This is a genomic window from Streptomyces sp. NPDC088554 (genome assembly GCF_044752945.1).
GTDB lineage: Bacteria > Actinomycetota > Actinomycetes > Streptomycetales > Streptomycetaceae > Streptomyces.
This window is the reverse complement of the sequence record NZ_JBIVMF010000021.1, coordinates 68,320-93,644: the sequence shown is the minus strand read 5'-3', so window position 1 is coordinate 93,644 and position 25,325 is coordinate 68,320. Positions and strand designations below refer to the sequence as shown.

Genomic DNA, 25,325 nt, shown 5'->3' with positions numbered 1-25,325 from the left:
AACCGACACTCTCCGCGTTCATTCTGCCGCACGTCGCGGCGTAAGGGAAAATCCGGAACGGCCCCCTCCGGGGACCGGACGGCGCGTCGGCGAAGGCTCCCGGCACCGCGCGTACAGACGCGGTACCGGGAGCCTTTCCGCCGGTGAATACGCCGGTCAGTTCAGCTGCCGCGGCTGTCGGCTGCTCAACTGACGACTGCCCTGCCGACGGCCATCAGCAGGGCACGACGTAGTAGATCGGCGTCCAGGTCACCGTGCCCTGCGAGTACGCGGGGTCGGTGATGTAGCGAACGGAACGGTCGGAGTTCAGGAACCTCGCCCGGGTGCCCGAACTCTGGTTGTTCTCGAAGGTGCCGTCCCCGGTCCAGGGCATGCTGTACGTCCCGCACCGGTAGAGGTCCATGCGGTCGCCACCGCGGGCCAGACAGAGATAGCCCCGGGCACACGCGGCGGGCAGCCGGCTGCTCGCGGCGGGCGAGGCCAGGTCCCGGGCGGACGGCTGTCCCGGAGCGGCCACCGTGAGGTCACCGCCGGGCAGCGCGATCCGGTTGGCGGAGACCTGCTCACCGCCCTCCAGCCGCGCCAGGTAGCGGTCGACCCGGCCCTGGAGCTCGCCGGCCTGATCGGCGGTCAGCCCCGCCCGGAGCGTCTGGGCGGCATAGGTCTGGCGGGCCTCCTCGGGAGCCGCCTGCGCTCCCGCCGGGGCCGCCATCGCACCGACGGCCAGCACCCCCGCGGCGACCGCTCCGACGGCGACCCGGTGCATGAACGTACGGATCCTGCTCATCTTGATCCCCCTTGCTCTCCCGCCCGGAACCCTGACGTTCCGTAGCGATGACAGCACTCATAGTGACCAAGGCGTTCGTCCGGCCGCAATGCGTACAACTACGTATGGCGGAGAACGGCAGGGAGTGCAGGGGGCGTTGATTCCCCGGGGAGCGCGGGGGCAGCGGGGCCCACGGAGGCCGCAGGGGAGGGGCGGACCGGGAGGTGGACCGAGGGGCGGGCTACGGGCGCAGCGCCCTCAGCAGCAGGTCCGCGAGATGACCGGCCACCTGCTCCGGGGTGAGCGGGCCGTCCGGGCGGTACCAGGTGGGCAGGTGGTGGACCGAGCCGAAGTGGTAGTCCACCACCAGGTCGGAGGGGGTGGCGGTGGAGAAGACCCCGGTGCGCTGGCCCTCCTCGACCAGGGCGCGGAACCGCTCGTGGTAGCGGCGCCGTTCCGCCCGTACCCGCTTGTTCTTCTCCGGGCTGAGGTGGTGCATCGAGCGGAAGAAGATCGCCGCGTCGTCGAGGTTGTCGATCGTCGTCACGACGACATCGGCGGCGGCGGCCCGCAGCCGCGCCTCCACCGGCTCGTCCGCGTCGGCGAAGGCGTCGAGCCGCTCCTGCTGGAGGCGGAGCACCCGCGCGTAGACCTCCTGGAGGAGGTCCTCCTTGGAGCCGAAGTAGTGGTAGAGCGCGCCCTTGGTGACGCCCGCCGCCTCGACGATCTCCTGGACCGAGGTGCGGTCGTAGCCACGCTCGGCGAAGAGCCGGGTGGCGGCGGCCAGCAGCCGCTGGGGTACGGGGCCGCCGTCCCCGTCCGTTGTCCTGGCCATGCGCGGCCACCCGCCTTTCGTGTCCGTACTGTTCGTTCCCCCTGGTGACGCCCGGAGTGACGTCACCGGCCGGAACGCGGTTCCCGTACCGGATCTTCCCATCCGGGCCGTACGGCGGCTCGGGCACCCGGTCGGCCCGTGGCCTCCTCCCACTTCCGCTGCACGCGGTTCATCGAGCCCAGCCAGCGGTCGGTGTCCCCGGCGCGCGCCTGGTAGAAGCCGGCCACCTCGGGGTGCGGCAGGACGAGGAAGCGGTCCTCGGCCATGGCGGCGAACAGCGCGTCGGCGACCGCCTCCGGCTCGATGGCGGTCGGGGCGAGCACCAGCTCCCCGACGGAGCCCGTGGCGGCGAGCATGTCCGTACGCACCCCCTGCGGACAGATCGCGTGGACCTTGAGGCCGCGGTGGCGGTACGTCAGCGAGAGCCATTCCGCGTAGGCGAGCGCGCCGTGCTTGGTGACGCTGTAGGGGGCCTCGCCGATCATCGTGAGCAGTCCGGCGGCCGAGACGGTGGAGACGAACCGGCCCTCGCCGCGCTCCAGCCAGTCGGGCAGCAGGACGCGGCTCGCCCGTACGTGCGCCATCACATTGACGTCCCAGGCGGTCGCCCAGACGTCGTCGTCGAGGAAGGCGTCGCCGGGCGGAGAGCCGACCCCGGCGTTGGCACAGTAGATGTCGACGGTCCCGCCGAGCGCCTCGCGGGCCTCCTCGACGATCGTGGAGCAGTCCCCGGGGACCGCGACGGCGCCGATCCCGGCGGCCACGGCCGCGGCCTTCCGCGCGTCGAGGTCGTTGACCACCACGCGGGCCCCCTCGGCGGCGAATCTGCGGGCGAGGGCGGCGCCGATGCCACCGCCGGCCCCTGTGACCACGACCCCCGCACCGTGCACCGAATCCATCGGGACCTGCCTCTCCGGCGTTCCTGAGCGCTGACGCTGTGACGCTGACCGCACCAGACTAACCAGTCGGTATGTTTAGGGGGAAGGGACACAGGCAAGCGGACAAGCCCTGGCATGCCCGCCCACCGGCGGGCGGCGGACGAACCGGGCGACGGAGACGAGGACCGCATGAGCCTGTCCAGACGGGGACTGCTGGCCGCGGGCGGCGCGGGGGCGGTGCCGTTCACCGTCGCGGCGACGCCACGCGGCAGGGGTACGAGGGGTACGGGGGTCCGCACCGGCTTCGACGTGCTGGCCGCCGACGGCTACCGGCTGCTCGCCGGGCAGAAGGTCGGCGTGGTCACCAACCCGACCGGGGTCACCACCGGCCAGGCCGGAACCACCGGGGCCACCTCCGGCGTACGCCACATCGTGGACCTCCTGCACGCCGACAACCGGGTGAATCCGGTCGCCGTCTTCGGCCCCGAGCACGGCTTCCGGGGCACGGCCCAGGCGGGCGGCTCCGAGGGCCGGTACGACGACCCGGCGACCGGGCTGCCCGTCCACGACACGTACCTCAAGAGAGGGCAGGCCCTCGCGGACGTCTTCACCGCGTCCGGGGCCGACACCGTCGTCTTCGACGTCCAGGACGTCGGCGCGCGCTTCTACACCTACATCTGGACGCTGTACGACTGCATGGAGGCGGCGGCCCTCGCGGGAAAGCGGCTGGTCGTCCTGGACCGCCCCAATCCGGTGACCGGGCGGGCGGCGCTCGGGCCCGTACTGCGCCGGGAGTTCGCGACCTTCGTCGGCCGGGAGCCGATCGCCCAGGCACACGGGATGACCGTCGGGGAGCTGGCGCTGCTGTTCAACGGCGAGTTCCTGGCGGCGGCCCCGGCCGATCTGGAGGTGGTACGGATGACGGGCTGGCGGCGCGACGACTTCTACGACGCCACCGGGCTGCCCTGGGTCCCCCCGAGCCCCAACATGCCCACCCCCGACACCGCGCTCGTCTACTCCGGCACCTGTCTCTTCGAGGGCACCAACCTCTCGGAGGGGCGCGGCACCACCCGGCCCTTCGAACTCCTCGGCGCGGAGGGCATCGACCGCGCCTGGGCCGAGGCCGCCACCGCGGAACAGCTGCCCGGGGTCCACTTCCGCGAGGCCTACTTCGCGCCGGTCTTCTCCAAGTTCCAGGGCAGGACCGTCGGCGGCGTCCAGCTCCATGTCCACGACCGGCACGCCTTCGACCCGGTCCGCACCGCGATCACCCTGCTGGTGACGGCGAAACGCGTCTGGAGCGGCTTCGCCTGGCGCCCCGACCACTGGATCGACAGACTGACCGGCTCGACGGAGGTCCGCACCCTCATCGACGCGGGCGCCACCCCGGCCGAGATCACCGCCACCTGGCAACCCGACCTGGCCGCCTTCCGCACCGTACGCCGGACGTACCTCCGCTACCCCTGACCGGCCCAGCCGGTGGCGGGCGCCACCTCGGCCCCGATGTCCACGACGGACCGCCCGTCCGTCGCCACCCGTACCGTGTCCGCGGGCGCCCGCTCGGCCGGCACCCGCGCCTTGAGAGCGCTGCCCCGCAGCTCGCGCTCCAGCTCCGACCCGCGCTCCCGGACCGCCGGCCGCTCGCCCGCCGTGGCGTCGGTGGCGGTGAGCAGCACCCGTACGACCGGCCCCATGGCGCGCTCGAACGCACCGTCACCGTCCCCGGGAGGACGCTGACGGTGTTCGTATGGACGAGCCGACGGTGGCCGAGCCGGGTGCGGTTCGCCCACACGGCTGTCAGATCGCGCTCGGTGATCTCCGAGCGGCGCGGATCCCCCTCGGGCGCCGGATGGACCTGGCCCGGGTGGTCGCCCTCGACGATCGTGTGCGGGACGGCGTGCGCGCAGCAGCGCCGAGACCTCCCCGCCCACGGTCGTCCTGCCGACGTCCGCCCGGCCTCCGACGAGCAGCGCTTCCACCTGGTCCATGACGGCAGCGTGCCGGGCGGTGTCCGCCGCGCGCGATCGGTTGTCGGGTCAGCGGTGCGAGGGGAACTCCACCACCTGCTGGTAGGTCGGCCTGTTCTGCCAGTTGACCGTGGGGTGGGTGAGGCCGCCCCGTCCGGCCACCAGCGAGTCGTAGCGGGCCAGTTGGTCGGAGGCGTGGGCGGGGGAGGTGCCGAAGAGCCGGTTGCCGAGGATGTCGGCGAGGGTGGCGTTGCCGTTCCGTCCGGGCGGCAGGATGTCCGCGCACTGCCCCTGGCAGTGGCCGGTCACGGGGTCCGCGGCGGGCATGGCGAGGGCGGGAGTGGCCGCCCGGCTCTGCGGGACCAGCAGGGCCGCGCCCAGGACGAGCACGGCGACGGCCGTGGCGCCCGCTCCGATCCGGATGCGCGGGGGCCGTTCGGTGGGTCGGCGCACGGGGGCTCCTCGGGGAGGCGGGTGCGCCGGAGGTTACCGACGGTATGACTCGCCGGTAAGATGAACACCGGTCACCTTTCCCCCACCCCCGGGGCGCCGGTTCCGGTGAATCGACTTCGAATTCTTGTCGATAACAACCGATTTGACGGATTCCATGGGTGCCATCTGATTTTTGATGGAGCCAAACGGGGCAGACGTACGTCCATTCCTCAACGCCGAAGAAGCGACGGAGGTGGCATGCGATGGCCGGGTTCCGGAGTCTCGCGAGACAGGTGCGCGATCCGCGATGCGATCTGGCCTTGCGACGGTATTCACTGCGCAAGTGCCTGGAACGATTCGCCCCTTACGGGCACCGGGCGACCTGGGATCATCTGTGCGCGAAGCACAGCATCGAACCCGAGGACAGGTCACCCGATCCGGTGCGGCTGACAGCCGCGCTGGATGAACTGGAGGACGCGCGGGCCGTCTGGCTCGCGTACGAAATGGAATTCGCCGAGCGGCGCAGGCGCGAGAAGCACGACGGGCTGAGGCGGCCCGGGAGCTCCGACGACTGGCACCGGCGGACCTGGGGCGGGAACGGCGTCGCCCGGTGCGACGACCCTGCGGTCCATCCGTCGGAATCGCTCGGCGAGGTACTGCGCCGGCTGATCTCCGGACTGAAGACGGGCCCCGGGACCGCCTGCCCCGTCTGCGCGGAGCGCGGCATCGTCTGGCGCCCCGACCTGTCGTCCGCCCCCTGGTCCGGGCCGGTCTGCCTGAGCTGCGGGATCGTCGTACCGCTGCCGGTCCTCACGACCGAGGCGCTGGCCCGCGCCAAGCGGACGCGGCCGACCGGTCTGGCATCGGTGGCCTGAGCCCGCCGGGCGGGCTCCGAGGGTCCGCGGGGGCGGGCCGGATGACGGTACGGCCCCCGCACAGCCGGTGACACGCCGGTACGGACGGTACGAGGTACGGACGGTACGAGCGGCCTGGGCGGGCCCTGCGCGGATGACGGATGTCCGTACCGTACGGGCCGCGCCGTCAGCGCGCCGCGTCCGGCCCCTCCGGGAGCAGGCTCTCGGGGAACAGCCGCGAGCCCGTGCGCCGACCGCCGAAGACATCGTCGGGGTTGGACAGGACACAGGTCTCCAGCGAGAGACAGCCGCAGCCGATGCAGTCCGTCAGATGGTCCCGCAACCGCCCGAGTTGCTGGATGCGCTCGTCCAGCTCCGTGCGCCAGGCCAGCGAGAGCCGCTCCCAGTCCTCGCGGTTGGGGGTGCGCTCCTCGGGCAGCTCCGCCAGGGCGCGCCGGATCGTCGCGAGCGGGATACCGACCCGCTGGGCGGCCCGGACGAACGCGACCCGGCGCAGCGCGTCACGGGCGAAGCGGCGCTGGTTGCCGCTGGTCCTGCGGCTGCTGATCAGCCCTTTGGACTCGTAGAAGTGCAGGGCGGACACGGCGGCGCCGCTGCGCTCCGACAGCTGGCCCACGGTGAGTTCATGGATCTTCTCGGGAATCTGTGCCACCTCCCGGAGCCTACTGGCCGCCGCCCCTCGCCACCCCGCCCCCGGCGCCGGTTCCCGCCGTTGACAGGAGCCCCTCGGCCCAACATGCTGAGCAAGCGCTTGGACACTGCGAGAGACGGGACGGGACATTGACCGAGCCGAGGATCTTCACCTCCGCCGAGGAGCTGCGCGGCGCCGTCGGCGAACAGCTGGGGCACAGCGGCTGGCTGGAGATCGACCAGAAGCGGATCGACCTCTTCGCCGAGGCGACCGGCGACCACCAGTGGATCCATGTGGACCCGGAGCGGGCGGCGGCCGGGCCGTTCGGCGCGACGATCGCGCACGGCTATCTGACGCTGTCGCTGCTGCCCGCGCTCGTGCCCGAGGTGCTGCGCGTCGAGAACGTGCGGATGGGCATCAACTACGGGACCAACAAGGTCCGTTTCCCCTCCCCCGTGCCCGTGGGCTCCCGGGTGCGCGCCTCGGCCGTCCTCAAGGAGGTCGCGGAGGCGGGCGAGGGCGTGCAGATCACCGTGCTGGTCACGGTCGAGCGCGAGGGCGGCGAGAAGCCTGCCTGTGTGGCGGAGTCGGTGTCCCGCTACTACTTCTGACCCGCCGAGACCATCCGCAGGACGAGGTCGGCGTAGAGCGCGCCGACCTCGTCGGGCGTCCGGGGTCCCGTCGCGTTGAACCACCGCGCCACGTCGATACAGAGCGACAGCACCGCGAGCGTGGTCCCCGGCACGTCCGGGACGTCGAACTCCCCGTCCCGTACGCCGTCGACGATGATGCGCCGCACCGCCGCGTTGGTGCCCCGCCGCAACTCGACGATCTCCGCGCGGTGTTCGGCGCCGAGCGCGTCCAGCTCGTACTGGACGACGCGCGCCGTGGTGTGCCGCTCCGCGTGCCACCGTACGAAGGACCGCACCGCCAGGGCGAGCCGCTCGGCGGCCGTGCCCTCGCTGTCCGCCGCGGCCGTCAGCAGCGCCAGCGCGCTGTCGTGGCCGATCCGGCTGATCCGGTGGAGCAGCTCTTCCTTGGTCTTGTAGTGGATGTAGAGCGCCGCCGGGCTCATGCCCGCGCGGCCCGCGATATCGCGGGTGGTGGTGGCGTGGTACCCGCGCTCGGCGAACGCCTCGACCGCGGCGACCAGCAGCTTCCTGGCCGCCTCCGGGGTCACCTCACCCCACGGCGTCTCCTCGCCGTCCGCCGCCGCCCGATCCGCCGCACGCATCGCTCGCTCTCCCCTCGGCCGTCCATTCGACAGGACGCACACCATACCCCGGGGTGAGCAAGCGCTTAGAGCTTCTGGAAGGGGTCGTGCTCGGCGAGGATCTTCTCCAGCCTGGCCTGGTCGACCCGGCTGACGATCTGCCCGGCCTCCTGCCGGTCCCTGACCACCTTGGCGAGGGTGAACGTCGAGGTGGTCAGGTAGAGGACCGCGATGGCGAGGAAGCCCCGGACCCACGCGCTCGCTTCGAGCTTGGCGATGCCGATCGCGAGGGCGGCGAGGGCGAGGGCGAAGGAGGCGATGGCCTGGGCGTGGTAGGCGGCCGTGTTCTGCTGCTTGACGGGTGTTTCGCTCATGTGTGCCAGCATCGGCGACCGTGGCGGGGGCCACATCCGCATCCGTACTCAGGGCGGAGACCCGGATACTCAGAGCGCGGCGGAGCCTCGAAGCGGGACGTCAGAACGCCGAGACCCCCGTCAGCGCCCGCCCTATGATCAACTTCTGGATCTGGCTGGTGCCCTCGTACAGCGTCATCACCCGGGCGTCCCGCAGCAGCTTGCCCACCGGGTACTCGTCGATGTAGCCGTATCCGCCGAAGACCTGGAGCGCGTTGTTGGCCGCGCGCACGGCGGCCTCCGAGGCGAAGAGCTTGGCCTGGGAGGCGGCGGTGGCGAACTCCTCGCCGCGGTCGATCAGATCCGCCACCCGCCAGGTCAGCAGTCTGGCCGCGTCCACGTCGACCGCGATATCGCTGATCAGCTCCTGGACCAGCTGATAGTGGGCGATGGATCTGCCGAACTGCTCGCGCTCGCCCGCGTACCCCACCGCCGCTTCGAGCGCCGCCCGCGCGATGCCCACACACCCCGCCGCGACCGACATCCGCCCCTTGGCCAGCGTGGACATGGCGATCGAGAAGCCCTTGCCCTCCGGCCCCAGCAGCGCCCCGGCCGGGACACGGACGTCTTCGAGGACCAGCTCCGCCGTGGCCTGGCCGCGCAGACCGAGCTTGCCGTGCAGCGCCCTGCGGGTCAGCCCGGGGCTGTCCGCCGGTACGAGGAAGGCGGAGATGCCCCGGTGGCCGGGGGCGTCGCCGGTGCGGGCGAAGAGCAGGACGACATCGGCCCAGGTCCCGTTGGTGATGAACATCTTGGTGCCGTTGATGACCCAGTCGCCGCCGTCCCGGACCGCCCGGGTGGTGAGGGAGCCCGCGTCCGAGCCCGTACCCGGCTCGGTGAGCCCGAAGCAGCCGAGGGCCGCGCCCGAGGTGAGCACCGGCAGCCAGGCGCGCTTCTGCTCCTCGTCGCCGTATGTCGCGATGGTCTTGGCGACCAGCCCGAGCGATACGGAGACGATGCCGCGCACCGAGGAGTCGCCGCGTCCCAGCTCCTCCGTGACCAGGCAGTACGCGAAGTGGTCGCCGCCCGAGCCGCCGTACTCCTCGGGGATGGTCAGCCCGAGGAAGCCGAGCGCGCCGAGCTTGCCGACGATCGCGCGGTCGACGCTCTCGCGCCGGTCCCATTCGGCGGCGTACGGGACGACCTCGCGGTCGACGAAGTCCCGTGCCAGCTCACGCGCCGCCGCGTGCTCCTCGCCCAGCTCCAGATTCACCGGCACACACCTCATCGCTTCGTTGATCGGACCGGGTCGGGCCGTCGGCCGACCTGTTGGCGCGTCGGCTCGCCGTCCCACCATTAACTACCACTGCTAGTTTCTGATCGGCACGCCTACTATGTGCGCCATGGCCAGACCGCGCAAGCCCCTGCTCAGCAGAGAACGCATCGTCGCGGCGGCGAGCGCCCTCGTGGACGCCGAGGGGCTCGGCGCGGTCTCCACCCGGCGGCTCGCGGCGGAGCTGGGAGTGAGCGGGCCGTCCCTCTACAACCACTTCCGCACCAAGGACGAGATCCTCGAAGCCGTCGCCGACGCGGTCAGCGCCCAGATCGATCTGTCGATGTTCGACGAGGCCGACGGCCGCGACTGGCGCACCGCGCTGCACGACTGGGCCGTCTCCTACCGCGCCGCCCTCACCGCCCATCCGAACGTCGTACCGGTCCTGGCCCATGGCCCCGGCCGCCGCCCGGCGGGACTGCGGGTCGCGGACACCGTCTTCGGCGCGATGGTCCGGGCCGGCTGGCCACCCGCCCAGGCCACCCATATCGGCGCGCTCATGCGGTACTTCATCACCGGCTCGGCGCTCGGCTCGTTCGCCCTGGGCTTCGTCGACGACGCGACGGCGTACGACCCCGCCGACTATCCGCACCTCGGCCAGGCCCATCTGCTCGCCGAACACAGTCGACGGGTCGACGAGGGCGCCTTCGCCACCGGGCTGCGAGCGCTGCTCGACGGTCTGGCGCTCCAGTACGAGCAGCGGCGGCCCCCCGCGCACACCCCCCGGCCCGCGCCGGACGGTTCCTGACCCGCCCGGCGATATCGCGGGGAGAACCGGACGTTGTCGGCGTACGTTCATGTCATGACGCAATCAACCAGCTCCCCGGCCTCCACGGCCTCCACGGCCTCCACAGAGCCCGCCGACCCCGCTGATCCCGCAGGCCCTACCGCCCCCGCGCGCCCCTCCGGCGCCCGCTGGCTGCCGATCGCCGCCGCCGGTGTCACGGTCCTGCTCTGGGCCTCGTCCTTCGTCTCGATCCGCAGCGCGGGCGCCACCTACTCGCCGGGGGCACTGGCCCTCGGCAGACTGCTGGCCGGTTCGCTCGTCCTCGGGCTGGTCTGTCTCGTACGGCGCGAGGGGATACCACCACGGGCGGCCTGGCCCGGGATCGCGGTGTCCGGACTGCTCTGGTTCGGCGTCTACACGGTGGTGCTCAACTGGGGCGAGCAGGAGGTCGACGCGGGCACGGCGGCCATGCTGGTCAATATCGGCCCGATCCTGATCGCCCTGCTCGGCGCGCGGCTGCTGGGCGAGAGGCTGCCGCCCCGACTGCTGGCCGGGATGGCCGTGTCGTTCGCGGGCGCGGTGGCCGTGGGGCTGTCGATGTCGGGCGAGGGGCACGCGTCGGTGCTCGGGGTCGCGCTGTGCGTACTGGCGGCGTTCGGTTACGCGGGCGGAGCGGTCGCGCAGAAGCCCGCGCTCGCGCACGCCGGGGCGCTCCAGGTGACGGCGTACGGCTGTCTGACCGGGACGGTCCTCTGTCTGCCGTTCGCCGGGCAGCTGATCCACGAGGCCGGGAGCGCCCCGCTGTCCGCCACCCTGAACATGGTCTATCTGGGGGTCTTCCCGACCGCGCTGGCGTACACGACCTGGGCGTACGCCCTGTCGCGTACGACGGCGGCACGGATGGGCGCGACGACCTACGCCGTCCCGGCCCTGGTGGTCCTGCTGGCCTGGCTGGCGCTCGACGAGATCCCGGGGGCGCTCACGCTCGCGGGCGGGGCACTGTGTCTGGCGGGGGTCGCCGTGGCACGGTCGCGTCCCCGCTCCCGCACCACGGCGGTGTGATCGTCAGCCCGGGGTGCCGAAGACGACCAGCGCGCGGCCGCCCCGGCCCGCGAGCATGTTCTCGAAGGCGGCCGGGATGCCGTCGAGGCCGATCCGCTCCGTGACCATCGACTCCAGGTCGAACCGGCCCGCCCTGATGTGTTCCGCCAGCACCGGCAGATCCTTCGCCGGGTCGCTGTTCCCGTAGACGCAGCCGGAGAGCGTACGCGCCTGGTGGAAGATCTCCAGGGCGTGGAAGGTGACCTTCTGCTCCGTGCCGCCGATGCCCACGACCGTCGTACGGCCGCCGCGCCGGGTGGCGTCCCAGGCCGTACGGATGGTGTCGGCGCGGCCCACGCACTCGATGGCGACATCGACGCCCCGGCCGCCGGTGAGCCCACGGATCTCCTTGGCGGTGGAGTCGGAGGCGATGACGTACTCGGTGGCCCCGGCCGCCCGCGCCAGCGCCTCCTTCTCCGGGGAGACATCGACGGCGACGACGGCCGAGGCCCCGGCGATCCTGGCCGACTGGAGGGCGGCGAGCCCGACCCCGCCCACGCCGAACACCGCCACGGACTCGCCCGCGCGGACCCGCGCGCTGTGGTGGACGGCGCCGTACCCGGTGAGCACCGCGCAGCCGAGGAGCGCGCCCGTGGCGAGCGGGACGCCCCCGGGGAGCGGCAGGACGCAGTTGACGGGGACGACGGTCTCCTCGGCGAACGCGCCGACGTTCAGGCCGGGATGGAGCGGCGTACCGTCGGCCGTACGGGCGTGGACGCCGGCCGCGCCCGCGAGCGCGCTGTCGCAGAGCCAGACCTCCCCGCCCGTACACGCCGGGCATCTGCCGCAGGACGGCGCCCAGTTGAGGACGACCTCGTCACCGGGTGCCACCTGTGTGACGCCCTCGCCCACCGAGACGACCGTCCCCGCGCCCTCGTGACCGAGGACGGCCGGGACGGGGATCCGCATCGTGCCGGTGGACAGGGACAGATCGGAGTGGCAGACCCCGGCGGCGGCGAGCCGGACCCGCACCTGCCCGGGGCCCGGCTCGGGCAGCTCGATGCCGGTGATCTCCAGCGGAGCTCCGACGGCGGGCAGTACGGCGGCGCGGATCACGGGTTCTTCTCCCTGCTCGAAACGGGTGGTGAAGGATGACAAAAAAGCCGGAAAAATATGGAGTGCTGGATATGGAGCCGTCAATAGCGCGCGTGAAGGTCAGAACTGGAGCGACTTGGTCTGGAGGTACTCCGCCAGCCCGTGCGCGCCCATCTCCCGTCCCACCCCGGACTGCTTGTAACCGCCGAAGGGCGCGAGCGGGTTGAAGCGTCCGCCGTTGATGTCGACCTGTCCGGTGTCCATCCGGCGGGCGAAGGCCGTGGCCTCGTCCGCGTCCCCGGCCCAGACCGCGCCCCCCAGTCCGTAGATGGTGCCGTTGGCGATCCGCAGGGCGTCCTCCTCGTCCTCGTACCGCAGGATCGAGACGACGGGCCCGAAGATCTCCTCCTGCGCGATGGTCATCCCGGGGGTGACCTCGGCGAAGACGGTGGGCGCCACGTAGTAGCCGGTGGGGTGCGGGGCGTCGGGGCCGCCCGCGACGAGCTTCGCGCCCTCGGCGATGCCCTGCTCGATGTAGCCGCGCACCCGCGCCCGCTGCCGCTCGCTGACGACCGGGCCGAGGCGGCTTCCCGTGTCGTACGGATCGCCCGCGACGTATTTGGCGGCGGCGGTACGCGCCAGCTCGACCGCCTCGTCGTACTGGTCGGTGTGGACCAGCATACGGGTCCAGGCGCTGCACGTCTGGCCCGAGTTGGGCATGACGTTGGCGATGCCGACCGCGACCGCCTTCGCCAGATCGGCGCTCGGCAGGATCACATTGGCGGACTTGCCGCCCAGCTCCAGCGCGACCCGCTTGATGCCACCACCCGCCGCCGCGCCGATCAGCCGGCCGACGGCGGTGGACCCGGTGAAGGAGACCATGTCGACGTCCTCGTGGGCCGCGAGCGCCTGTCCCGCGACCGGGCCGAGACCGGTGATCAGGTTGAAGACCCCCGGGGGCAGTCCGGCCTCGTGGGCCAGCTCGGCGAAGAGCCGCGCGGTGAGCGGGGTCTCCTCGGCGGCCTTGACGACGATGGTGCACCCGGCGGCGAGGGCGGGGGCGACCTTGGCCACGACCTGGTGCAGCGGATAGTTCCACGGCGTGATCGCGCCCACCACCCCCACCGGCTCCATCAGGACGACGGAGTTGGCGACCTTCTCCTCGAAGGAGTACGAGGCGGCGAGATCCGCGTACGTACCGACGACCCCGATCGGCCCGCCCGCGTGGACCAGCCGCGAGAAGCCGATCGGCGTGCCCAGCTCGGCCGTGACGGTCCGGGCCAGCTCCTCCTTGCGGTCCGCCAGGAGGTCGCGCAGCGCGGTGAGACAAGCCGCCCGGCGGTGGGGCGGGGTGGCGGCCCAGCCGGGGAAGGCGGCGCGGGCCGCGCGTACGGCGGCGTCGACGTCGGCCGCCGTACCGGCCGGGACGGTGGCGATGATCCGCTCGTCGGCCGGGTTCACGACGGGGATCGTGTCCGTCCCCTCGGCAGGCCGCCACTCGCCGCCGATGTACATCCCCTCGTGAACCGTCATCCCGTCGTATGCCGTCATCCCTGTTCCTCCTGGGCCACCGTGCGCTTCCGTACCGCTTCCGCGGCCAAACTAACGGCGTTGCCCGGGGGGCGCCAGGGTGCCCACACCCCCCTCACCCCCTAATCCGCGCGCCCCCGTACGCCCCCGTACACCGTTCAACACCCCCGCGCTCCATGGCGCGTGGCGCCGTTGACGCGCACCCCCGTCAATCCTACGGTTGACCATAGGATTGAGACTCAGGGAGCGGCGATGAGCGGTATCGAGCAGGCGCGCGGGATGGCCGAAGGTCTGGCCCACTCCCCCGGTTTCGGCAATGAGCACAGCTCGGAGGCGGTGCCCGGCGCGCTGCCGCACGGCCGTAACGCACCGCAGCGCGCGCCGCTCGGGCTCTACGCGGAGCAGCTCAGCGGCAGCGCGTTCACCGAGCCCCGGGCGCACAACCGGCGCTCGTGGCTCTACCGCATCCGCCCGTCCGCCGCGCATCCGCCGTTCGCCAGGACCGACAACGGCGCGATCAGGAGCGGGCCGTTCACCGAAACCGTCCCCGATCCCAACCGGCTGCGCTGGGATCCGCTGCCCGAACCCGCCCCCGGCACCGACTTCCTGGCGGGCCTGTGGACGCTCGGCGGGAACGGCGACCCCGCGCAGCGCACGGGCATGGCGGTGCACCTCTACCACGCCAACGCCCCCATGACCGAACGGGTGTTCAGCGACGCGGACGGCGAGCTGCTGATCGTCCCGGAGCGCGGCGGGCTGCTGCTCCGCACCGAGCTGGGCCTGCTCGCCGTCCGCCCCGGGCTGGTGGCGCTGATCCCGCGCGGGCTGCGCTTCCGGGTCGAGCCGCTGGACGGGACGGTGCGCGGCTACGTCTGCGAGAACTACGGCAGGCCCTTCGCCCTCCCCGAGCTGGGGCCGATCGGCGCCAACGGCCTGGCGAACACGCGCGACTTCCTGGCCCCGGTGGCCGCGTACGAGGACATCGAGCGGCCCACCGAGGTGGTCAACAAGTACTGCGGGAACCTCTGGACCGCCACTTACGACCACTCGCCGCTCGATGTCGTCGCCTGGCACGGCAACCATGTGCCGTACGTCTACGACCTGCGCCGCTTCAATGTCATCGGGTCCATCAGCTACGACCACCCCGACCCGTCGATCTTCACGGTGCTGACCTCGCCGTCCGACACCCCGGGGCTCGCCGGTGTCGACTTCGTCGTCTTCGCGCCGCGCTGGCTGGTGGGCGAGGACACCTTCCGGCCGCCGTACTTCCACCGCAATGTGATGTCCGAGTACATGGGCCTGATCGAGGGGGCGTACGACGCCAAGTCGGCCGGGCGGGGCGGCTTCGTCCCCGGCGGCGGCTCCCTGCACACCATGATGTCGGCGCACGGCCCGGACCGGGAGACCTTCGAGCGGGCCTCCGCCGCCGAGCTGAAGCCGCAGAAGATCGACGACGGCCTCGCCTTCATGTTCGAGACGCGCTGGCCGGTGAGGACCACCGCGCAGGCGGCCGGTGCCGCCCATCTCCAGCCGGGGTACGACACCGTGTGGCAGGGTCTTGAGCGCCACTTCAGGCCCTGATCCGGCCCAGGGCCCGACCCGGAGTACGGAGTGTCCGTGACCGCCTTCGCCCCCGACTCGCTGATCCTGAACCGCAAGCTGCCGCTCTGGTACCAGGTCTCGCAGTCACTGCGCGCCTCGATACTGGGCCGCCGTCCGCACGACCCACTGCGGCTGCCCACCGAGGAGCAGCTCGCCACGCACTACGGCGTCAGTGTGCTGACGATGCGCCAGGCCCTCAAGGAGCTGGAGGAGGAGGGCCTGATCAGCAGACACCGGCGGCGCGGCACCTTCATCGAGCCGGGCGCGCGGCGGGGCGCCCCGCGCCGGCTGCTCGGCTCGGTCGACACGATCGTGGCGCAGCAGTCCGGCGAGCCGACCACGGTCCTCGGCCATGGCCCGGCCCCGGTCCCCGGTGAACTCGCCGAGTACTTCCCGGGGCTGGACCAGGTCGTCACGTACCGCAGGCTGCGGTACGACAGCGAGAGCGGTGAGCCGGTCAACTGGGCGGAGAACACGGTGCGTCCGGAGGTCGCGGCGGGGCTCGACGCGGCGGATCTGGAGCGCTGGCCGATGACGAAGGTGCTGCGCGACCTGATGGGGATACGCATCAGCAGGATCACGGACACGGTCGAGGCGCGGCTCGCGGACCCGGCCACCGCCGAGCTGCTGCGGGTGCCGCTGCTCAGCCCGATCCTGCACTGCACGGGGGTGACGTACGACGAGGGCGGCCGGGTCGTGGACGTCGCCAGGATCCGCTACCGGGGCGACCGGTTCGCCTTCTCGGTGACGGTCGACACGGACCTCACGGGTACGGACCCGGCACGCTGACCCTCCGACACGCCGACTCGCCGGGGCGAACCCACGTCGCTAACAAGCACTTTATGCAACCGATCGAATACCCTCCCACCGTGTCGGTCAGCGCGGGTCTTCACCTGTCCCGGGCCGTATCGTGGCGGTTGGTGCTGGCCACGGTGCTGGCCGGGCTGTTGCATCTGCTCGGCTGCGCCCACGGACCGCAGTTCTCGGGGCTGCCCCGGGCCGACACCCTGGTCGCCGTCGCGGACCTCACCCCCGTACCGACGGGCCATTCGGTACGTACCACCCGGACGGTGGAGCTCTCGGAGCGCGGCGGGGCTGCGGCGTGCACCGGCGTCGACGAGCCCGCGGCGGCCGGCCCACGGGCCCCGCTGCCCGCGCCTCCCACCACCGGCGCCGGAGTCGTGCCTGCCGGGGGCGCCCGGTGCGAACCCCCGCGGAGCCGGGAACCCGACAGCGCCGGCGACGACAGAGACCACGCCGAGCACAGCCGTACGCGCGCGGTGCTCGGGGTGTGGCGGACCTGAGCGGACCCCATCGCCCACCGCGCCCGTGCGCGCGTCCGGCGGTGTCGTCGTTCCCCTGTGGTTCCGTCCTCGAACACCCCGGCCCGCCCCTGCCCGTGCACACGTGGCGCGGCGGCCGGCAGGAGATCTGTGCGATGAATTCCTCTCTCATGCCCTCTTCCATGCCCTCTTCCGTCCTGGCGCCCGCCCAGTTGCTCAGCGGCGCCGCCCGGCAGGCCCACACCCCGGCCGCCCTGGTGGGTGACACCCCGGTGCTGTGGGTCGGTGAGCCCTTCAGCGCGGCCGGGCGCGGTTTCTGGGCCAAGCTCGAAGGCCACAACCCCGGCGGCATCAAGGACCGCACCGCGCTGTTCATGGTGGAACGCGCCCGGGAGCGCGGTGATCTGCTGCCCGGGGCACGGATCGTGGAGTCCACCTCCGGCACACTGGGGCTGGGACTCGCGCTGGCCGGGATCGTCTACGGCCACCCGGTCACCGTGGTCACCGACCCCGGCATGGAGCCGCTGGTGTCGGGGCTGCTGACCGCGTACGGCGCCGAGGTGCAGGTCGTCACCCGGCCGCATCCGGTGGGGGGCTGGCAGCAGGCCCGCCGCGAGCGGGTCGGCGACCTCCTGGCCGTGTATCCGGACGCCTGGTGCCCCGACCAGTACCACAACCCCGACAATGTGACCGCCTACACGGGCCTGGCCGGTGAACTGGTCGCCCAGCTCGGGCGGATCGACGCCCTGGTGGTCAGCGTGGGCACCGGCGGGCACTCGGCCGGCGTCGCCTCGGTCCTGCGCGGCTTCTTCCCCGGCCTGCGGGTCGTGGGCGTGGACACGACCGGTTCCACGATCTTCGGCCAGCAGGCGGCGCCCCGGCTGATGCGCGGCCTGGGCAGCAGCATCTACCCCCGCAACGTCGACTACACCCTCTTCGACGAAGTGCACTGGGTCGCCGCCGCCGAGGCCGTGTGGTCGGCCCGCGCCCTGGCCCGCGCCCGGTACGCGACCGGCGGGTGGAGCGTGGGCGCGGTCGCCCTCGTCGCCCGCCATCTGGCCGCGACCCTCGCGCCCGAGACACGGATCGCCGCCGTCTTCCCCGACGGCCCGCACCGCTACGTGGGCACCGTCTTCGACGACGCCTGGTGCCGCCGGAACCACCTCCTGGGGCACGAACCCGCCCAGGCCCCCGACCTGATCGCCCACCCGGGCGAACGCACCGTCACCCGGTGGACGAAGTGCGAGACCGTACTCGACCCGGCCCCCGCCGGACCGTACGGCGGCGCGGGCGCGGCCGGCCGGGCGGGAGCGGCCCGGTGAAGACGCTGTGGACCTCCACCCTGAGCTTCCCGCCCGCCGTGCGGCTGCTGATGGCCAACCAGTTCGCCATCAACCTCGCCTTCTACATGCTCATGCCGTACCTCGCCGCCCATCTCGCCGGTGAACTCGGCCTGGCCGCCTGGGCGGTCGGCCTGGTCCTGGGCGTACGCAACTTCTCCCAGCAGGGCATGTTCCTCATCGGCGGAACGATCGCCGACCGCTTCGGCTACAAGGCCCCGATCATGGCCGGCTGTCTGCTGCGCACCGCCGGGTTCGCCCTGCTGGGCCGGGTCGACAGTCTGCCCGTCCTGATCATCGCCTCGGCGGCCACCGGCTTCGCCGGAGCCCTGTTCAACCCCGCCGTACGCGCCTATCTCGCCGCCGAGACCGGAGAGCGGCGCGTGGAGGGGTTCGCGACGTTCAACGTCTACTACCAGGCCGGCATGCTGCTCGGGCCGCTGGTCGGACTGGCCCTGCTGGCCGCCGACTTCCGTCTGGTGTGCACGGTGGCCGCGGGCATCTTCGCCGCGCTGACCCTGTTGCAGTGGCGCGCCCTGCCCTCGCGCGGCGGCTCCTCCGATACGGCACGGAGTGCGGGCGGGGTCCTGTCCCAGTGGCGGACGGTGGCCGCCAACCGCCCGTTCCTGCTGTTCTCGTGCGCGATGATCGGCTCCTACGTGCTGACCTTCCAGGTCTATCTGGCGCTGCCGATGGCCGCCGACTCGGCTCTGGGCGGCGACGGTACGAAGGTCACCAGCGGGCTGTTCGTCCTGTCCGCCGCCGTCGCGGTGGCCGGGCAGCTGCGGCTGACCGCCTGGGCCACCGCCCGGTGGAGCCGTCCGCAGGCCATGGTGCGCGGGCTCACGGCGATGGGGCTGGCCTTCGTCCCCCTCGCGCTCGCCCCGGCCGCGGTGGGCGGGTGGCGGACCGCCGTGCAGCTCGCGGCCCTGGCCGGGGCCGTCGTCCTGCTGGCGGTGGGCAGCGCGGTGGTCTACCCGCTGGAGATGGACACCGTCGTCGCGCTGTCCGGCAACCGGCTCGTGGCCACCCACTACGGCCTGTACAACACCGTCTCCGGCCTGGGCATCACGGTGGGGAACCTGGCCACCGGGGTGCTGTGGGACTACGCCGCCGCCCACCAGATGAGGTGGCTGACCTGGGCCGCCCTGAGCGTCACCGGGCTGGGCTGCGCCGGCGCGGTGTACGCGCTCGCCCGCACCGGCCGGATCAGCGCCCCGGCGCCCCGGCCGGCGACCGTCTGACGGAGGCGGCGCCCTGCCGCATCTGCGGTACGCCCGCGTCTTCCGGACACCCGCGTCTGTACGATCAGAGTCTTTTCGACCGTTTCCAAGAGCGGCGCGCCCGGTGGGGAGACCGGGCGTGCCGCGGTTCCCGAGGGGGGATTCATGCGCGTACGCGCCACCACCGCCACCTCTGTCGTGGCCGCCACCGTGGCGGGGGCTCTGGCCTTCTCCGTCTTCGCCGCGCCGGCCGCACAGGCGGCGAAGGACAATCTGTCGATCACCGATGTCGTCGCCAACGGCGGACGCGCCATCGTCGTCGGCACCACCGCGAAGAAGTCCTTCACGATCACGTCGGCCGTCACCGAGGACTCCGGCATCAAGGAGGCCGATCTGGGCATCGTGCACGAGGAGCCCTCCATCAACCACTACTGGAAGCCCGCCACCTGCACGTCCGTGGGCAAACCGAGGTACGTCTGCAAGGCCACCCTCACCATCGACCCACGCGCCGAGTGGTTCCGGAACGCGCAGGCGGGGCCGTGGAAGGTCCACGCCCAGGCGTTCGGCAAGGACGGCGACCTCTACGGGGACTACTACGCCACCGTCCCGGTGAAGCGCGCCGCCCGGCTGACCGTCGACGCCGCCCCGGAGCCGGTGAAGAAGGGCGAGACCCTGACCATCACCGGCAAGCTCACCCGCGCCGACTGGAACACCAACAAGTACGTGAACTATGCCTCCCAGTCCGTACGGCTGGAGTTCCGCGAGAAGGGCGACAACGGCTACGCCACGGTCAAGACCGTGAAGTCCAACGGGTCCGGCGCCCTCAAAACCACCGTCAAGGCCGCTTCGGACGGTTACTGGCGCTGGAGCTTCACCGGTACGTCCACCACCGCGGCCATCACCGCCACGGGCGACTACGTCGACGTGCGCTGAACCCTCGCGGGGCCCCGCGCGGAGAAGCCCGTCGCGCGGGGTCCCGCATCCCGCGGCCCCGCGGCGCGGGATCACGACCGGAACGTTCCAGGCATCGCGGGACGTACAACGCGGGGGCATGGACCGTTTCTTGACAATGCCGACGAGCGGGAACCCGGTGCCTCTCGGCCAGACCACGGCCGATCCGCTCACCACCGCCCGCGCGCCGGTGCCGCTGTTGCGCGTGGGGCCGATGGTGGGCCAGTGGCGGGCACAGGTCGAGAACACGGCGCCCGGCCCGCGCCCGGCGCCCCGGGGGGCACCGCCGCCGCTCCGGTCCGCGACCTCTGCGGCCCTGCCGCGCCGGCCGGGGACGCGGCCCCGGCCCGTGGCATATCAGGTGGCCGGATCTGTGCTCTGGCCGCCGGCACTGCTCGTACTCTTCGTAACGGAAAGAGGACCGCCCGAGCGGCACACCCGACACACTGCCGCGAGCCGTGGGGAGACGGACGTGCGGGGAGTGGCACCGCGTCGGGGCGGCACGGACGGTCCACGGCCTGGGGCCACGCGGTCAGCGGACCCACGTCGCCCAAGCGTCCGTCACCGGGCGGGTGGTGACGGACGGGTCAGCGGCGGCCGCCGAAGAGCGAGCGGCGCAGCCTGCGCAGCGGTGCGAAGAGCGAGACCCGCGCCCCCTTGCTCCGCTGTGTCTCCGAGCGGTCGCGCGAGGTCAGTTCACGCATCAGCAGGGTCGCCTCGGCCGTCTCGCGCTGGGGCACGGCGGGACCGCCGAGCACCGAGAGATGGCGGTCGAGGCGCGAACTGGACGCGCTGCTCCCGCAGGTGATCGCAGGGACTCGCGCCCTGCTGTGTACCGTTATCTGTTTCATTCCACTCCCCACCCGTACAAGGGCACCCGGCTCGGGCAGGTTAACCCTATCGCCCCGCCAGGACACGCGTGTATCCCGCCTTCCGGATTAACCACACTCGTACGGGGACGGATCGGCCGGTTCGATCCATCTTATTTCAGGGCGAGTTGGACAGTTCCTCGCGCCCGGTTCGTCCGGCGCCGCGGGCCTCCCGTCAGGCCGCCGAGGTGAGAACCGGCAGGTAGCCGCGCGACTGGCCGGTGGCGTTGGGATGGTAGGACTCGCCGACGTCGAGCACGTTCAGACTGTTCAGCCAGGCCGATCCCGAGCAGAGTTCATGGCCGGTAAAGGCGCCGGCGACCTCCGCGAAGGTGAAGCCGTGATCGGCGACCCGTTTGGCGATCGCCGCGTTGAGGTAGTCGGAGGCGCCGTTGATCGCGGCGCGCTTCGCCTCGCTCAGCCCCCCGACGCAGGCGCCCCGGAGCTGGTAGAAGCGCGGATAGCCGAGGACGACGACCCGGGCCGAGGGCGCTCTCGTTCTGATCGCGGTGTACACCGCGTCGAGCCGCCCCGGCAGGGTCGAGTCGACGAAGGAGCGGGCGGTGGCGATCCGGTTGAGGCAGCTGGTCTCCGACTGGAGGACACAGGTGGTCATGACATCGGCGAAGCCCGCGTCATTGCCTCCCACGGTGATGCTGACGAGATCCGTGGAGGCGCCGAGCGACCCCAGCTGACCGGCGGTCACATCACCCGTACGAGCGCCCGCGCACGCGGTGAACGCGAACGTCGCGGGTGAGTGGGCGGCCGCCCAGAGCGCCGGGTAGGCCCTGGCGGTGCGTTTGCAGTTGCCGCTGGCGCTGGTGTAGCCGCCGGATCCGACGCCCGAGGAGTACGAGTCGCCGAGCGCCGCGTAGTCGAAGGGGGCGGCCTGTTCGGCGGCCCCGGCCGAGGTCGCTCCGGTGAGAGCGAGGACGGCACCGAGGAGGAGGGATGAGGAGAATGCCGCGATTCGGGACGGTTTCATGAACCTCTCCTTAGCAGGATCTCTGCCTCAACTTTCGTAGCAGTCAATCCTGTCCCCCGGAAGCACCCGGAAGGGTATGAAAGTGTCCATGCCAGAAACAGCGCGAGAACCCTGATCCTTCGTCACACATTGAACGGATCCGATCAGGGAATTCACAGATGCGACCGTCGAAGTATGGCCAAAGAAGCGAAAAAGCCCGCCCGCGCTCCAGCCCTTGCCATACAGTCCCCCTCATCAATACCGTCATACATCCACCCGCATCGGTATCCATCACTCAAGCGACTCAGGGGGAGGGCTCAGGCGTCGCGATGGCTCCCGGGACGGGGCGCGGCAGGGGGGTGCCGCGATAGGCCGACCGCTCGTACGGCCGAGTCGCGTGCCGCGCGGCATGTATTACCGCTCACCCATCCAGTAAGGGAGTTCCAGCACGGAGCTCCCTTTCGTCGTGGCCGGGGTGAGAACCCCCCTTTCGAACCGGAAACACAGCCGGACCGCCCGGGGGCGGGCGGTCCACCGGACGAGAGGGAAAGACTCGTGAGCGCTTTTCTGCGCCCAGCGACATCGGGCGATGATCCGCCCATCGTTCCATCCAATGGTCAGCAGCAGCACACGTATCAACACACTCATCCGCACCACGGGCAGCGCCACACGCACCACCACACGCACCAGCTCACTCAGCCGTACTACCGGCCCATCTCCTCGCATCTCGCGATCACCCCGCCCGTCAGCGTGGTGATCCCCGCGATGAACGAGGCGGAGAACCTCCCGTACGTCTTCAAGTCCCTGCCCGACTGGATCCATGAAGTCGTCCTGGTGGACGGCGATTCGACCGACGACACGATCCGGGTCGCCCGTGAGCTGTGGCCGGACGTCAAGGTCGTCAAGCAGCTCGGCAAGGGCAAGGGCGACGCGCTGATCAGCGGATTCGCCGCGTGCACCGGCGACATCATCGTGATGGTCGACGCGGACGGCTCGGCGGACGGCCAGGAGATCGTCTCCTATGTGTCGGCCCTGGTCTCCGGAGCCGACTTCGCCAAGGGCTCGCGGTTCGCCAACGGCGGTGGTACGGACGACATGACGGCGATCCGCAAGCTCGGCAACCGGGTGCTGTGCGCCGTCGTCAACGCCAAGTTCGGCGCCAGGTACACCGACCTCTGCTACGGCTACAACGCGTTCTGGCGCCACTGCCTGGACGAGATCACCCTCGACTGCACCGGCTTCGAGGTCGAGACCCTGATGAACATCCGGGTCGTCAAGGCCGGACTGAAGGTGCAGGAGATACCGAGCCATGAGTACGACCGGATCCACGGGGTCAGCAATCTGAGAGCAGTCCGCGACGGTCTCAGGGTCCTCAGGGTCATTCTCAGGGAGCGCGGTGTCCCGCGGGCGACCCGGCGCAGGCCGGTCGCGCTCCGGGTCCCGGTCCCCCCGGGCGAGGTCTCGTGAACCACCGAAACCACCGGGACGACCCGTCCTTCTCCGTGGTGATCTGCGCGTACACCGAGGACCGCTGGGAGGACATCCTCGCGGCGGTCGACTCGGTACGGCTCCAGTCGCTGCCCGCGCTGGAGACCCTGCTCGTGGTCGACCACAACCCGGCCCTGCTGGCGCGGCTCGGCCGGGAGTACCGGCGGAGCGCGGGCCCCGGGGAGGTCCGGGTACTCGCCAACGCGGGCCCCCGCGGCCTCTCCGCGGGCCGCAACACCGGAATCGCCGCCTCCCGGGGCGAGTTCGTGGCGTTCCTCGACGACGACGCCGTGGCCGAGCGGGACTGGCTGCGCTTCTTCGGCGAGGCGTACGGCGACCGGCGCGTCCTGGCGGTCGGCGGCCGGACGCTGCCCGCGTGGGCGTCGGGCTCCCGGCCCGGCTGGTTCCCCGAGGAGTTCGACTGGGTCGTCGGCTGTACGTACCGGGGGCTGCCCGAGGGGCTGGTCCGGGTCCGCAACGTCCTCGGCGGGAACGCCTCGTTCCGGCGGACCGCGTTCGACACCGCCGGGGGCTTCGCGACGGGCATCGGGCGGGACGGCGACAGACGGCCGCTCGGCTGCGAGGAGACGGAGCTGTGCATCCGGCTCACCGACGCCGTACCGGACGCGGTGCTCCTGATCGACGACCGGGCCGTCATCCACCACAAGGTCCCGGCGGCCCGCCGGCGGTTCGGCTACTTCCGCACCCGCACCTACGCGGAGGGACTCTCCAAGGCGCTGGTCGCCAGAAGCGTGGGGGCGGCCAAGGGGCTCGCGTCCGAGCGCCGTTACGCGACCCGCGTACTCCCGGCGGGCGTCGCGCGTGGTCTGTACGACGCGGTACGGGGACACCCCGGCGGCCTGGGACGCGCCGGGGCGATCGTGGCGGGCGTGACCATCACGGCGGCCGGTTATCTGGTGGGCCGCTTCCGTACCAGGGGCGGGGCCGCCGCCTTCGCGTCCGGTCCGGTCGAACGGCCGGGAGCCTCACCGCAGCCCGGAGCGGCCCAGGCACCGCAGGCAGGCGCGACACCGCAGACGGGAGCGGCCGTATGACGACGCCTCCGACGGGCCCGGCGGGCGGACCGCCGGGCCCGTCCGGGTGCCCGCCCGCCGTACCGATCCTCATGTACCACGCGGTCGGGGACCGTCCCGCGCCCTCGTGCCGCGCGCTGTCCGTGACACCGGACGCCTTCGCCCGGCAGATGGAGCTGCTGGCCGCGCGCGGCTTCACCCCCGTCACCACGGCGCGGCTCGCTGCTGCCTGGCGGACCGGCGGCCCGCTGCCCGACCGGCCCGTGCTGATCACCTTCGACGACGGGTACGAAGGGGTGCACCGGCACGCCCTGCCCGTACTCGCCTCGCACTCCTTCGCCGCCACCCTGTTCGTCTCGACGGGCTGGCTGCGCGGTCCGTACGACGAGGGCGGTGCCCCGGACACCATGCTCGACTGGGACCAGGTACGCGCGCTGTCCGCCGCGGGCACCGAGATCGGCGGTCACAGCCACACCCATCCGCAGCTGGACCAACTGGACGGCGGGCGGCTCGGGTTCGAGATCCGGCGCTGCCGGGAGATCATCGCCGCCGAACTGGGCACGGTGCCCGGCTCCTTCGCCTACCCGTTCGGCTACTCCAGCCGACGGGTCCGGCGCACCGTCCGCGCGGCCGGCTTCGCCCAGTCGCTGGCGGTGGGCAACGCGCTGGCCTGCAAGGGGCAGGGCCCGTACGCCCTGGAGCGGCTGACCGTGCGGCGGTCCACCGGGATCGAGGAGTTCGGCCGGCTGGTGGAGGCCCGGGCGATCGGCCTCGGTTTCGCCGGGGACCGGGCACTGACCAAGGGATACGCCCTGGTGCGCCGGGTCCGCAGGGCGCGCGCGATCGTGGCGGGGGGCGCGTGAGGGGGCGGCCGGGGCGCGGGGCGGACGACGGC

Annotated in this window: 26 protein-coding genes and 1 pseudogene; 14 read left to right on the top strand and 13 right to left on the bottom strand. The window is 72.1% G+C overall.

The window, feature by feature from the left end:
- Nucleotides 1–214: 214 nt before the first annotated feature.
- From ACIP8W_RS23810 to ACIP8W_RS23800, 3 genes are all read right to left on the bottom strand, one after another.
- Complete coding sequence (locus ACIP8W_RS23810; protein ID WP_402204518.1) at nt 215–787, bottom strand: hypothetical protein; 573 nt, start codon at nt 785–787, stop codon at nt 215–217.
- A 220-nt stretch (nt 788–1,007) separates the two neighbouring features.
- Nucleotides 1,008–1,601, bottom strand: a complete 594-nt coding sequence (locus ACIP8W_RS23805) for a TetR/AcrR family transcriptional regulator (protein WP_401950299.1) — start codon at nt 1,599–1,601, stop codon at nt 1,008–1,010.
- Nucleotides 1,602–1,663: 62 nt separating this feature from the next.
- Nucleotides 1,664–2,500: an SDR family oxidoreductase gene (locus ACIP8W_RS23800; RefSeq protein ID WP_401950301.1), complete on the bottom strand. Its 837-nt coding sequence runs from the start codon at nt 2,498–2,500 to the stop codon at nt 1,664–1,666.
- A gap of 168 nt (nt 2,501–2,668) precedes the next feature.
- On the opposite strand from ACIP8W_RS23800, the gene ACIP8W_RS23795 reads away from it, so the two are divergent.
- Nucleotides 2,669–3,946, top strand: coding sequence for an exo-beta-N-acetylmuramidase NamZ domain-containing protein (locus ACIP8W_RS23795; protein ID WP_402204515.1), 1,278 nt, complete (start codon nt 2,669–2,671; stop codon nt 3,944–3,946).
- Here ACIP8W_RS23795 and ACIP8W_RS23790 read toward each other — a convergent pair.
- Both ACIP8W_RS23790 and ACIP8W_RS23785 read right to left on the bottom strand, forming a co-directional pair.
- Nucleotides 3,937–4,467 (bottom strand): annotated as a pseudogene (locus ACIP8W_RS23790) (hypothetical protein). The gene ACIP8W_RS23795 and the pseudogene ACIP8W_RS23790 sit on opposite strands and share 10 nt — an antisense overlap.
- Before the next feature lie 48 nt (nt 4,468–4,515).
- Nucleotides 4,516–4,899 (bottom strand): hypothetical protein, encoded by a 384-nt coding sequence (locus ACIP8W_RS23785; RefSeq protein WP_402204513.1) that lies wholly within the window; start codon nt 4,897–4,899, stop codon nt 4,516–4,518.
- A 242-nt stretch (nt 4,900–5,141) separates the two neighbouring features.
- On the opposite strand from ACIP8W_RS23785, the gene ACIP8W_RS23780 reads away from it, so the two are divergent.
- The gene (locus ACIP8W_RS23780; RefSeq protein WP_401950308.1) at nt 5,142–5,753 is read left to right on the top strand and encodes a hypothetical protein; all 612 of its coding nucleotides are present in this window, start codon (nt 5,142–5,144) and stop codon (nt 5,751–5,753) included.
- A 166-nt stretch (nt 5,754–5,919) separates the two neighbouring features.
- Here the strand turns inward: ACIP8W_RS23780 and soxR are convergent, their stop codons facing one another.
- Nucleotides 5,920–6,405: a redox-sensitive transcriptional activator SoxR gene (gene soxR / locus ACIP8W_RS23775; protein ID WP_402204511.1), complete on the bottom strand. Its 486-nt coding sequence runs from the start codon at nt 6,403–6,405 to the stop codon at nt 5,920–5,922.
- 128 nt (nt 6,406–6,533) lie between these two features.
- Between soxR and ACIP8W_RS23770 the strand changes: the two genes are divergently transcribed.
- Nucleotides 6,534–6,995 (top strand): MaoC family dehydratase, encoded by a 462-nt coding sequence (locus tag ACIP8W_RS23770; protein WP_401950313.1) that lies wholly within the window; start codon nt 6,534–6,536, stop codon nt 6,993–6,995.
- Here ACIP8W_RS23770 and ACIP8W_RS23765 read toward each other — a convergent pair.
- From ACIP8W_RS23765 to ACIP8W_RS23755, 3 genes are all read right to left on the bottom strand, one after another.
- Nucleotides 6,986–7,618 carry a TetR/AcrR family transcriptional regulator gene (locus tag ACIP8W_RS23765; RefSeq protein WP_402204509.1) on the bottom strand — a complete coding sequence of 211 codons (633 nt, stop codon included), beginning with the start codon at nt 7,616–7,618 and terminating at the stop codon, nt 6,986–6,988. The genes ACIP8W_RS23770 and ACIP8W_RS23765 overlap by 10 nt on opposite strands.
- A gap of 65 nt (nt 7,619–7,683) precedes the next feature.
- Nucleotides 7,684–7,971 (bottom strand): YiaA/YiaB family inner membrane protein, encoded by a 288-nt coding sequence (locus tag ACIP8W_RS23760; RefSeq protein WP_401950319.1) that lies wholly within the window; start codon nt 7,969–7,971, stop codon nt 7,684–7,686.
- 100 nt (nt 7,972–8,071) lie between these two features.
- A complete protein-coding gene (locus ACIP8W_RS23755) occupies nt 8,072–9,223 on the bottom strand; it encodes an acyl-CoA dehydrogenase family protein (protein WP_402204507.1) in 1,152 nt (383 codons plus the stop codon).
- Nucleotides 9,224–9,353: 130 nt separating this feature from the next.
- On the opposite strand from ACIP8W_RS23755, the gene ACIP8W_RS23750 reads away from it, so the two are divergent.
- Both ACIP8W_RS23750 and ACIP8W_RS23745 read left to right on the top strand, forming a co-directional pair.
- Nucleotides 9,354–10,031, top strand: coding sequence for a TetR/AcrR family transcriptional regulator (locus ACIP8W_RS23750; protein ID WP_401950325.1), 678 nt, complete (start codon nt 9,354–9,356; stop codon nt 10,029–10,031).
- A 54-nt stretch (nt 10,032–10,085) separates the two neighbouring features.
- Nucleotides 10,086–11,072: a DMT family transporter gene (locus ACIP8W_RS23745; protein WP_402204505.1), complete on the top strand. Its 987-nt coding sequence runs from the start codon at nt 10,086–10,088 to the stop codon at nt 11,070–11,072.
- 3 nt (nt 11,073–11,075) lie between these two features.
- On the opposite strand, the gene ACIP8W_RS23740 is transcribed toward ACIP8W_RS23745, so the two are convergent.
- Both ACIP8W_RS23740 and ACIP8W_RS23735 read right to left on the bottom strand, forming a co-directional pair.
- A complete protein-coding gene (locus ACIP8W_RS23740) occupies nt 11,076–12,167 on the bottom strand; it encodes a Zn-dependent alcohol dehydrogenase (protein ID WP_402149332.1) in 1,092 nt (363 codons plus the stop codon).
- Nucleotides 12,168–12,266: 99 nt separating this feature from the next.
- Nucleotides 12,267–13,679: an aldehyde dehydrogenase family protein gene (locus ACIP8W_RS23735; protein ID WP_401950485.1), complete on the bottom strand. Its 1,413-nt coding sequence runs from the start codon at nt 13,677–13,679 to the stop codon at nt 12,267–12,269.
- Between the two features lie 249 nt (nt 13,680–13,928).
- Between ACIP8W_RS23735 and hmgA the strand changes: the two genes are divergently transcribed.
- From hmgA to ACIP8W_RS23705, 6 genes are all read left to right on the top strand, one after another.
- Nucleotides 13,929–15,257, top strand: a complete 1,329-nt coding sequence (hmgA, locus tag ACIP8W_RS23730) for a homogentisate 1,2-dioxygenase (RefSeq protein WP_401950332.1) — start codon at nt 13,929–13,931, stop codon at nt 15,255–15,257.
- A 36-nt stretch (nt 15,258–15,293) separates the two neighbouring features.
- Complete coding sequence (locus tag ACIP8W_RS23725) at nt 15,294–16,067, top strand: GntR family transcriptional regulator (protein WP_401950335.1); 774 nt, start codon at nt 15,294–15,296, stop codon at nt 16,065–16,067.
- An 80-nt stretch (nt 16,068–16,147) separates the two neighbouring features.
- Nucleotides 16,148–16,582, top strand: a complete 435-nt coding sequence (locus ACIP8W_RS23720; RefSeq protein ID WP_401950338.1) for a hypothetical protein — start codon at nt 16,148–16,150, stop codon at nt 16,580–16,582.
- A gap of 161 nt (nt 16,583–16,743) precedes the next feature.
- Nucleotides 16,744–17,883: a PLP-dependent cysteine synthase family protein gene (locus ACIP8W_RS23715; protein WP_401950341.1), complete on the top strand. Its 1,140-nt coding sequence runs from the start codon at nt 16,744–16,746 to the stop codon at nt 17,881–17,883.
- Nucleotides 17,880–19,145, top strand: coding sequence for an MFS transporter (locus ACIP8W_RS23710; protein WP_401950343.1), 1,266 nt, complete (start codon nt 17,880–17,882; stop codon nt 19,143–19,145). The genes ACIP8W_RS23715 and ACIP8W_RS23710 overlap by 4 nt, the downstream gene beginning before the upstream one ends.
- A gap of 144 nt (nt 19,146–19,289) precedes the next feature.
- Complete coding sequence (locus tag ACIP8W_RS23705) at nt 19,290–20,057, top strand: calcium-binding protein (RefSeq protein ID WP_402204502.1); 768 nt, start codon at nt 19,290–19,292, stop codon at nt 20,055–20,057.
- Nucleotides 20,058–20,662: 605 nt separating this feature from the next.
- Here the strand turns inward: ACIP8W_RS23705 and ACIP8W_RS23700 are convergent.
- Nucleotides 20,663–20,926, bottom strand: coding sequence for a hypothetical protein (locus ACIP8W_RS23700; protein ID WP_401950349.1), 264 nt, complete (start codon nt 20,924–20,926; stop codon nt 20,663–20,665).
- A 193-nt stretch (nt 20,927–21,119) separates the two neighbouring features.
- Nucleotides 21,120–21,929: an SGNH/GDSL hydrolase family protein gene (locus ACIP8W_RS23695; RefSeq protein WP_401950352.1), complete on the bottom strand. Its 810-nt coding sequence runs from the start codon at nt 21,927–21,929 to the stop codon at nt 21,120–21,122.
- Nucleotides 21,930–22,463: 534 nt separating this feature from the next.
- Here ACIP8W_RS23695 and ACIP8W_RS23690 point away from each other — a divergent pair.
- Genes ACIP8W_RS23690 through ACIP8W_RS23680 form a run of 3 tightly spaced genes read left to right on the top strand, consistent with a single transcriptional unit; the run spans nt 22,464 to nt 25,293 of the window.
- A complete protein-coding gene (locus ACIP8W_RS23690) occupies nt 22,464–23,375 on the top strand; it encodes a glycosyltransferase family 2 protein (protein WP_401950355.1) in 912 nt (303 codons plus the stop codon).
- Nucleotides 23,372–24,451 (top strand): glycosyltransferase family 2 protein, encoded by a 1,080-nt coding sequence (locus ACIP8W_RS23685; protein WP_401950357.1) that lies wholly within the window; start codon nt 23,372–23,374, stop codon nt 24,449–24,451. The genes ACIP8W_RS23690 and ACIP8W_RS23685 overlap by 4 nt, the downstream gene beginning before the upstream one ends.
- Complete coding sequence (locus ACIP8W_RS23680) at nt 24,448–25,293, top strand: polysaccharide deacetylase family protein (RefSeq protein ID WP_401950360.1); 846 nt, start codon at nt 24,448–24,450, stop codon at nt 25,291–25,293. The genes ACIP8W_RS23685 and ACIP8W_RS23680 overlap by 4 nt, the downstream gene beginning before the upstream one ends.
- The last annotated feature ends 32 nt before the right edge of the window (nt 25,294–25,325 follow it).